The 637-nt window shown below is 47.6% G+C and carries 1 tRNA gene and 1 rRNA gene; both read left to right on the forward strand.

Going from position 1 to position 637, the window contains the following annotated elements:
• A 16S ribosomal RNA gene (locus tag DA373_RS16065) occupies positions 1 to 120 on the forward strand; the annotation flags it as partial.
• 229 nt (positions 121 to 349) lie between these two features.
• Positions 350 to 425, forward strand: a tRNA-Glu gene (locus DA373_RS16070).
• The last annotated feature ends 212 nt before the right edge of the window (positions 426 to 637 follow it).

A 637-nucleotide genomic window follows, 5' to 3' on the forward strand; every position in this document is an offset into this window, starting at 1 on the left:
GTTGCTCCAGAAGTAGATAGCTTAACCTTCGGGAGGGCGTTTACCACGGAGTGATTCATGACTGGGGTGAAGTCGTAACAAGGTAACCCTAGGGGAACCTGGGGTTGGATCACCTCCTTACCTTAATTCTCAGCGCCTGCTGAGTGTTCACACAGTTTGCTTGATATGCAGAGCGCTTTTGGTTTTGAAAAGGCGTTGTAACTGATTAGCCTACAGTCAGTTACATCCATCATCAGCTCAGCCAAGCCCAGCACAGGTCGGAATCTTTTCTTGCCGCTCGGTCTCGCAGAGCTCGACACTCGCCTTTACAAAAATCATTGCGAAGCGAGGCTTCGCACCCATGATTTTTGTCCCCTTCGTCTAGAGGCCTAGGACACCGCCCTTTCACGGCGGTAACAGGGGTTCGAATCCCCTAGGGGACGCCATCTTTAAAGCCATAAGCTGTAAGCTTTACGCTGTAAGAGAAAACAAACCTCTTAAAGCCTAAATCTTAGAGTTTAACGACTCTGCTCTTTAACAATTCGGAAAAAGCTGATGAATAAAAGTAGTTCTTGATACTGCAAGTGTCTTGGAACTTCTTGGCGAAATGTGTTGTAAGCATCAGTCACATGATGCGTACCGCCTTCATGAGTGTACC

Origin of the sequence: Oceanimonas marisflavi (genome assembly GCF_003049725.1) — a bacterium.
Classification (GTDB): domain Bacteria; phylum Pseudomonadota; class Gammaproteobacteria; order Enterobacterales; family Aeromonadaceae; genus Oceanimonas; species Oceanimonas marisflavi.